The organism is Bacteroides sp. RTP31139st1_H2_RTP31139_211217 (assembly GCF_040227615.1).
Classification (GTDB): Bacteria; Bacteroidota; Bacteroidia; order Bacteroidales; family Bacteroidaceae; genus Bacteroides; species Bacteroides uniformis.
Genome location: NZ_JBCNZM010000018.1, coordinates 43177 through 52369 on the forward strand (window position 1 = coordinate 43177; position 9193 = coordinate 52369).

At 48.4% G+C, this 9193-nt stretch carries 5 protein-coding genes and 1 pseudogene; all 6 read left to right on the forward strand.

Annotated elements, in window-relative coordinates:
- The first annotated feature begins 68 nt into the window (after positions 1–68).
- Positions 69–3176 carry a SusC/RagA family TonB-linked outer membrane protein gene (locus tag ABUA47_RS04735; protein ID WP_410520141.1) on the forward strand — a complete coding sequence of 1036 codons (3108 nt, stop codon included), beginning with the start codon at positions 69–71 and terminating at the stop codon, positions 3174–3176.
- A gap of 54 nt (positions 3177–3230) precedes the next feature.
- A complete protein-coding gene (locus ABUA47_RS04740; RefSeq protein WP_025832366.1) occupies positions 3231–4760 on the forward strand; it encodes a RagB/SusD family nutrient uptake outer membrane protein in 1530 nt (509 codons plus the stop codon).
- A 13-nt stretch (positions 4761–4773) separates the two neighbouring features.
- Positions 4774–5784, forward strand: a complete 1011-nt coding sequence (locus ABUA47_RS04745; protein ID WP_025832365.1) for a hypothetical protein — start codon at positions 4774–4776, stop codon at positions 5782–5784.
- A 37-nt stretch (positions 5785–5821) separates the two neighbouring features.
- The gene (locus tag ABUA47_RS04750; RefSeq protein WP_410520142.1) at positions 5822–7315 is read left to right on the forward strand and encodes a hypothetical protein; all 1494 of its coding nucleotides are present in this window, start codon (positions 5822–5824) and stop codon (positions 7313–7315) included.
- 19 nt (positions 7316–7334) lie between these two features.
- Positions 7335–8822 (forward strand): hypothetical protein, encoded by a 1488-nt coding sequence (locus tag ABUA47_RS04755; protein ID WP_410520140.1) that lies wholly within the window; start codon positions 7335–7337, stop codon positions 8820–8822.
- A 29-nt stretch (positions 8823–8851) separates the two neighbouring features.
- A pseudogene (locus tag ABUA47_RS04760) lies at positions 8852–9193 on the forward strand (beta-mannosidase); the annotation flags it as partial.

Consider the following 9193-nt stretch of genomic DNA (forward strand, 5'->3'; position numbering starts at 1 on the left):
CTGACAAAAATGTACATACCTTTGTCATACTAAATAAAAACAATTAATAATCAATAAATTTATCAGCTATGAAAGCAAAATCATTTTCAAGATTTTGGTCTTTCTCACTGTTCTTGATGATCATAATCTGTTTTCAGGTTTCTGAAGTCATGGCCCAGAAAACCGGAAACAAGATTACCGTTACCGGAGTAGTGAACGACCAGACAGAGTACCCCATCCCCGGGGCAACAGTAGTAGTCACCCAAGCTTCCTCTAAAGGAACGGTGACCGATGCCAACGGAAACTTCTCACTTGACGGAGTTACGGTTGGCCAGACGTTGACGGTTTCATTCATCGGCTACAAAAGCCAAACGGTGAAAGTTACGGGAAAAGGAAAATTGACCATCACACTCTCCGAAGATTCGGAACTGCTGGACGAGGTGGTTGTTGTGGGATACGGACAAATGAAGAAGTCCGACCTCACCGGTTCGGTAGCCTCCGTAAAAACGGAGAAACTGGCTGATATACCTTCCAACTCCATAGAAAAAGCCCTGCAAGGACGTATTGCGGGTGTGCAAGTAATCAACTCTTCCCAAGACCCTGGAGCAGGTTCCACGGTGCGCATACGCGGTAACTCATCATTGAACGGTTCCAACGCCCCGCTCGTTGTGGTAGACGGATTTCCCTTTGGCGATGCGGGCAACTTGAAACAAATCAATCCACAGGACATTGTGTCTATGGAAGTCTTGAAGGACGCATCGGCCAGTGCCATTTACGGTTCACGCGGTGCCAATGGCGTTATCCTCATCACCACCCGTCAGGCCAAGCAGAACGTGACACGCATCAACGTGAAGCAACAGACTACTCTTTCCGAGTTTGGCTCAGAGCTGAATCTTTGGCGCGACCCCGTACTGATGGCCATGCTGAGCAACGAATCCTATATCAACGCCGGACTGACGCCCCTCTACACCGGTGCGGTGAGCGGTAACGGCATCTACTATCCTTCCATCGAAGAATTGCAGACCACCTGGACCACCAACACGCGTTGGGACGACATTGTGTTCCGCGATGTACCTGTTTCAAACAACACCACCGTGCAGCTGCAAAGCAGCAACGACCGCACTTCCTTTATGGCCAGTGCCAACTACTTCTCCGAAGACGGTATGTATATTGAAGACAATTACCGCAAATTCGGAGGAAACTTTTCCGTGGAACACAAGGTACTGGACAACCTCTCCGTGAAAGCCAACGCCAACATCATACACAGCAAACGCCACAACAACGGCTATCTATCATATAGCCGTAATCCCATCTTCCCCGTGTATGACGAAAACGGGAACTACTGGCTCTACAGCGAGACGGACTATTACCATCCACTAGCCATTACCAACCTGCAGAAAAACGAGAGCAAAGGATTTGATGTCATCTCGTCCGTACTGGTGGACTATCAGATGCTTCCCTGCCTCAACTTGAAAACCCAATTCAACTATAAGCACGGAGAAAGCACCGGAGACCAGTATTATCCCAAGAAATACACCTCCAGCGGTGTACGCAACAACGGCTACGGTAAAATCACCAACTCAAAAAGCGACAACATCGTATTTGAGACTTACGCCACCTTCGACAAGACCTTTAACGAGAAGCACCATTTCACCGCCATGGGTGGTTACTCTTACGAAGAATACCAGTCACGCAGCTCGTCACTCGCCGCAAAGAACTTCGTAAACGAGTCGTTGGGTAACGAGAACCTTGCCGCCGGTGACGCGCAGAGCTACGAAATCAGCAACGGGTTCTACAAGACCAGGCTCGTTTCAGGTATGGCCCGCTTGAACTACGTGTACAACAACCGATATATGGCAACCTTAACCGCGCGTATGGACGGCTCCTCCAAGTTCGGTAAAGATAACCAGTGGGCTTTTTTCCCCTCGGGTGCTCTCAGCTGGAAGCTGCACGAAGAGGAATTCATCAAAAAACTGAACGTATTCGATGTTCTGAAACTGCGTGCCAGCTACGGTATCTCTGGAAACCAGGGCATCAGTGCCTATCAGACCCTGAGCCGATATGGAACGCACAAATACTACAACGATGGAGAGTGGCAGACCGTGATAGGTCCGGGATATATCTCGGGATATTACGGAGCAGACAACCGATATAAATACTGGAGTGGAGTATCGAACAAAGGACTGAAATGGGAGACTACTTCACAACTGGACTTCGGACTCGACATGAGTTTCTTCAACCAACGCTTGAACATTACTTTCGACTGGTATGACAAATATACCACCGACCTCTTGCGCCAACGCAACATCGCTCCCTCTTCAGGCTATGACAAAATGTGGGTGAACGACGGGAAAATCCGTAACCGGGGAGTGGAACTTACCATTGACGGCACAGCCTACCAAGACAAGGACTGGAGAGTGGGAGGAACCATGGTCTTCTCACGGAACCGCAACAAAGTAGTCAGCTTGGGAAATGTGATAGAGGCAGGACTCACCACCGACCCGCGCACCGGAATGCTTTATGAGAATTACGGTGATTCCAACAGCACCTTCGTGGCCTACACCAACATTCTGGCCGTAGGCAAACCCATGTACGTGTTCTATGGATACAAGACGGACGGTATTGTACAAACTGTCAATGAAGGCATTGATGCCGGATTGACCGGTAACTTCGCGCAACCGGGCGAGTTCAAGTATGTGGACGTGGACGGAAACGGTACCTGGAACGAGAACGACCGTTGCATCATCGGCGACCCCAACCCCGACTGGTCGGCATCACTTGGCATCGACCTGTCATGGAAGCATTTCGACTTCAGCATCTTCTTCAACGGAGTATTCGGGGGAGACGTGGTAAACATGGCAAGCTTCAATCAACCCAACAACTCGCACTTGCGCTGGACGATGGACAACCCCACCAACAGTTACCCGCGACTGAACCAAAGCAGACAGACCAAATTCTCCGACTGGTGGATAGAAGACGGTTCCTTTGTACGTATACAGAACCTGACGGTAGGTTACTCCATCCCCATCTCCAAAAAAAATTCGGCACGCAAGGTACGCCTCTACCTCAACGTGGACAACCTGCACACCTTTACTGGATTCAAAGGATACGATCCCGAAGTAGGGATGACCGGTATATATAGCGGTGGATATCCCCGCCTGAGAAAATGGACCATAGGTGCCGACTTTACGTTCTAAGGCCTTTCAATATGGTTAGTCGTTAATTTATTCAGATATTAAGAAACTAAAGACATGAAAAAGAATACACTCGCACTGATTTCATCAGCCATCATGGGGATGACAGCCCTCTCCTCGTGCGACCTTTCCGAAACTCCTTACGGATTCTACTCGGAAGACAACTTCTACAAGACGGAAGCTGACGCCCAGGCCGCCGTGAACTATATTTACGATGCTATCACTTACATCGAGTTCTCACGTGCCATCGTCTTTCTGGGAGACATGCCCACCGATGTGCTCGACCCCAAGACAAGCACCACCAACAGCGACAACCAACAGCTGGACGAATGGACTTTGGAAAGTTTCAAGGACAACGTTTCCCTGGGAAACTTCTACAAGTATTGCTACATCACCATCAACCGTGCCAATGCCGTGCTGAAAAAAGTGCCGGGCATGAACATCGACGAGAAATACAAAAACCGCTACATGGGCGAAGCCTACTTCATGCGCGCATACGCCTACTTCCACCTGGCACGCAACTTCGGTCTCGTCCCTCTCCATTTGGAACCTGTGGAAACACTAGAGCAATCTACCGTGGGGGCAGCAAAATCATTAGACGAGCTGTGGGGAATCATCTTGTCCGACATAGAACAAGCTTGCAATCTCATACCCTATTATGAGAAACCTCAATTAGGCAGAGCTGATAAAGTGGCAGCCTACTCGTTGGCGGCAAAGGCTTACATCTATCTGGCATCGGCCAAGGACCACAACACTCCGCGCTACATCGATATGAGCTTCGATGTAAATACCTACTACGCCAAAGCTGCGGAATATGCAGCCAAAGTAGTGGATAACCCCGAACAAACCCAATTTGGCTTCGAGCCCAATCTGCTCGACATCTTCGATGTGTCTAAGCCCGAAGGACGCGAGCATATCTTCATGATGTCCATGGATCGCACCGGAGTAGACGAAGGGCAATACTCCAAAATATCCAAGATGTATATTCCTTACGTGGCAGGTGGGACCATCTACATCAAGCAAGGCGACTCTGACAAGATGATTGCCACACACGATGGATGGAGCGAATACCGTACTAACCTTCAATTCTACAAATCATTCGAGTTGGGTGACCTGCGCCACGACTGGCTCATCGTAGACAAAGTGTACAACAAGGACGGAGAAGTCATAGCTTCTGTGGAAGACAACAAACTGTCATACCCCTTCTGCCGTAAGTTTATTGACCCGGAATTCATAGGAGACAAGACCTCCACCCGCCCCTACCTCATCCGTTATTCGGACATCGCACTCACCTATGCCGAAGCCGCAGGCCCCACACCGCTTGCCTACAGCTTGGTGAACTACATCCGTCAACGTGCCGGGCTCAGCCAGCTAGACCCCAACCTATCGCTCCAGGACTTTCGCGAAGCTGTACTGAATGAACGCAAGTATGAGCTCGCTTTCGAAGGAAACTGGTGCTACGACTTGCGTCGCTGGAACCGCCTGCATACAGACATACAAGCCGCTCGCGAACAAGGCCTCACAGCGGAGAAGATGGTGTTCTATCCCATACCCTCCATGGAAACAGACTTAAATCCTAACCTCTAAAAAAACAGACAACATGAAACTCATCAATTATATATCCATAGCCCTTGTAGCCATGGCTACCCTCAACTCTTGTAAAGAAGATCCTTGGGACAACGTGAAAGACGGTGGATGGAACCACGAACGCACTATCCTTGACATCAAACTCGAAGGACAAGTGGGAGTAGCAGAAATAGAAAATACAGATGCAACCACCGGAGTCATTCACCTGAAAGTATCCCCAGATATGGTGGAAGACCTTTCGCAAGTCCGTATTGAGAAACTTACTCTCTCTTATCAAGCCGAGTCCTCCCTTGCCAAAGGCGAGACCCTTGACCTCTCTTCCTCTTCTTCTCCCTCCATCACGGTGACATCCGAGATGGGAGAGAGTCGTACCTACACGGTGGATATGACGCCGTTCATTGAGTCTCTCACCGGTGTGTATTCCATCAACGAGTTCTATGTTTATGGTGGAACCGGTCCTTCATACGGTGGAACGGCAGTAGTCAAAGTGGACTCCAAAAGTTGGTGCTGGACCACCGGAGCTACCAAGCCCGCGTCAGAATATGACAACTATCTTGAGTTGAGACTTACCGAAGTGCTGCCCAACGGAAACACCACAGGTGAATGTATCAATTATGGAGGGCGTGACGGTAACTATTGGGACTGCATCTTTGTAGCAGCACAGAACCAATGGGGCACAGGCGACCTTGACCTCAGTTCCTTCTACCGCCGCATACCCCAAGGCAAAAGCATCTGGGTACGCAACTATGCAGAAAATACCATTACCTTCACCACACCGGATGGTACCCAATCCTCCACGTCTATGTTATTGGAAGCCGGAACCTACACCATGTACGAAGGCAAGGATGTTGTGGTAAAGAATCAAGCTTTCGCATTCGATGTAGCGGGCAAGGACAACTGGGAAGGCAGTATCTACACCGACTTTAATAAATTCGCCTCCAGCCCCCGCAAGTTCTTTGTTATGATTACCAAACAGGAAGACGGCTTCGTCATACCCGAAGAATCTAAGACCATGCCGAAATAATCCGTACACATAGATGAAGAATAAAAAAAGAATAGGAATGGAGGATGAAGAATTTCAATGTAAATGTTCTTCATCCTTCATATACATAATATGCTCCTTGCTGCTCTTATGTGGATGCACAGAAACAGCACAAACAATCGTTTCCATTGATACGAAACAGATTGTCAATGAAGATTACATAGGAAACGGTGCCCAGTGGGACCCCTATCGATTAGACTATGGCAAAGGGAGAATGGAGATTTCAGAAGCCGATTGGGAAAAAATGTACAGGCGGTTGGACTTCATGCGCCCACAATTCATACGGGTGATGACCAACACCACCTCAGTGATGAAAGATGGCGTACTCCATCCCGAACAAGGACTGGAACACCTCTCTCATATTCTGAATTATTGCCAGACACGCAATGTAACCGTGATGTTCGGTGACTGGGGAGGAGGGATGGTAGACTCACAGCAAGAAACCATCAATGAAAAGAATCTCACGACCGCTGCCGAATATGTCCGCTTCCTGATAGAAGAGAAAGGTTTTTCCTGCATCCGATATTACAACCTGATAAACGAGCCCAACGGCTACTGGTCTTCCACAGACGGCAAATATTCCTTGTGGGCGAACGCCATCCGCTTCTTCCACCAAAAGTTGGAGGAAAACAAGCTGACCGACAAGCTGCAAATCGTAGGTCCCGATGCGGCCATCTGGAGTGCCAACGAATCTTGGTGGGTAGACAGTTGCGCCATCCACCTGGACAAGGAGATAGGGCTATACGACATCCATACCTATCCCTCCAAGTCGACGGTAAACAGTGGTGCTTATACCGACATTATCCGTGCCTACAAGCAAAGCGTTCCCGCCGACAAGAAAATCGTAATGGGAGAAATAGGATTCAAATTTGTGGCGCCGGAAGATTCGCTCTTCCTGCAAGAGAACCTCCGCAGAGCCGAGGCAAAGCAACATGCTTCCATGGACGACTCACAGATGTTTGTGTACGACTCCATGTATGGCACAGATATGGCGGATGCACTTTTCCAGACTGTCAATGCCGGATTCTCAGGCTCGGTGGTGTGGATGCTCGACGATGCCATGCACTCCAAGGAAGCCCCGGACAAACTGAAAATATGGGGATTCTGGAACATCTTCGGCGAAGAGCGGTTTGGCAAGGAAGAGGAGGAGGTGCGCCCTTGGTTCTATGCCTGGTCACTGCTGACACGCTACATGCCGACCGGCTCGCGTGCCTACCGGGTAGAGGTGGAGGGAGACTCCAGCATCAAAGCCATTGCCGTGGAGAAGGAGGGGAACTACATGCTTGCCGTGGTCAACGTAGCCAAAGAAGAAAAATCGGTCGTGCTGAAAAGCTCCACCCTTCCCGTGCTGGAGGGAGTGAAAGAGTACCTCTATGCAGATGGAAAACTGAAAAAGGAGGGTGACAGCCAGCTGCTTCCCCTACGCCGGGGAGTAACCTTACGCTTAGACAAGGGAGAGGTTATACAGATGCCCGGAGAATCATTGACCGTATATACCAATTTCGATTATTAACCATCCATATTAAAAATAGATGAAAAAGATAAATATCCTGCTGAACGGCCTGCTCTTGGGCATGGCAGCAGCCTGTACACCCAAAGAGGTGACAGAAATCACCGTATCACCGGAAGTCATCAACGCCGACTACATAGGCAACGGTGCCGAATGGGACCCCTACGACGAAGCAGAAGCGTGGGGCTCATCTATCTCCGACGAAGACTGGAAAACGCTATATAAGCGATTGGACTTCATGAAGCCGCAATACGTGCGCTGCATGATAAACAGTCCTTACCGCTATTATGATTCAGAAAGCGGGAAATACGATAAGACCCGAAACATAGAGTCTATCTCCCGGTTACTTGAATATTGCACAAAGCAAGGAATTACCGTTATTTACGGTGAATATAACCCGCCCACATGGGACATGAAAGAAGACCAAAAATGGGTAGATATGTCTGTTGATTACCTCAACTATCTGGTCAATGATCTCGGTTTCTCCTGCATCAAGCATTTCGTCATCTTCAACGAACCTGACGGGAGCTGGGCATCCACTAATGGAGATTATGAAATGTGGAAAAAGATGCTTTTCCGATTCCACAAAAAGATGGAGGAATATCCCGGACTGACAGAGAAAGTAACACTTGCCGGTCCGGACGTAGTAGCTGATTATCGCAACAAAGCATCCAACCATGATGCTGAAGGATGGGTAAAACAAAGTGTACTTGATGCTGACTCCATCATCGGGATATATGACGTACACTCCTATCCCGGACAAAATGAAGTACGTAACGGTAAATATCCAGAAATACTGGCCCGTTACAAACAGCACCTTCCCGAAGGAAAGAAAATCGTATTAGGCGAAGCTGGATATAAATACTGGCGCAAGGCCGACTCCCTGCTGATGGCAGAGTACAACCGCCGCGTAGAAGAACATCCTTTCACCAAAGGAAGTGACTGCAATATGCTCTGTTACGATTATTTCTATGGCCTTGACATGCCTTTATTGGCAATGGAAGTAATGAATGCCGGCTACTCGGGCATGGCAGTGTGGATGTTAGACGATGCCATGCACAGCAACGGTGACTCCGGCAAAACGGAAGACGTAAAAATCTGGGGATTTTGGAATATATTAGGCAAAGAAGTCTTCAATAAACCGGATGAGGAAGAAATTCGCCCTTGGTTCTATTCTTGGTCACTTATGTGCCGCTATTTCCCTACAGGAACAGATATTTTGCACAGTTCGGTAACATCAACAAATCAAGATATTTATGTGGTAGCGGGTACATACAAAGGCAAATTAACTGTAGCCTTAGTAAACGTCGGAGAGAAAGATAAAAATATCCGCATAACTCTTCCTCAGCCAATGGATAATGCCTCTCTTTATGTATATGAAGAAAACAACTTGGCAAAGGACAGTGATGGATTCCCGATTCCCTCAAAAGACGGCTTGAAGTTGACAAAAGACTATGAGACAACTTTAAAAGCACAGACTTTCCAGTTATTGACTGATATCAAATATTAACTAACACACTCTCTATGAATGCCGGATTTATGAAAAAATTATTTATCCTTATTCTTACGGGATGGGTTAGCTTTTCCGCTTGTTCCGAAAGCAATGACACCCCCGGTAACCCTAAGCCGGAACCGCCCGTTGCCGAAAACACAGAACTAAGCATGGTGGACAAGAATGCCACCGCAGAGGCCAAAGCACTGTATGCCAACCTATGGGAAATACAGCAAAAAGGATTCATGTTCGGCCATCACGATGACTTGTTTTACGGTCGCAAATGGTATGATGTATCCGGAAATTCGGATACAAAAGATGTATGCGGAGACTATCCGGGAGTATTCAGCCTGGACTTTGCCGAAATTATGGACGACCGCCACGAAGGA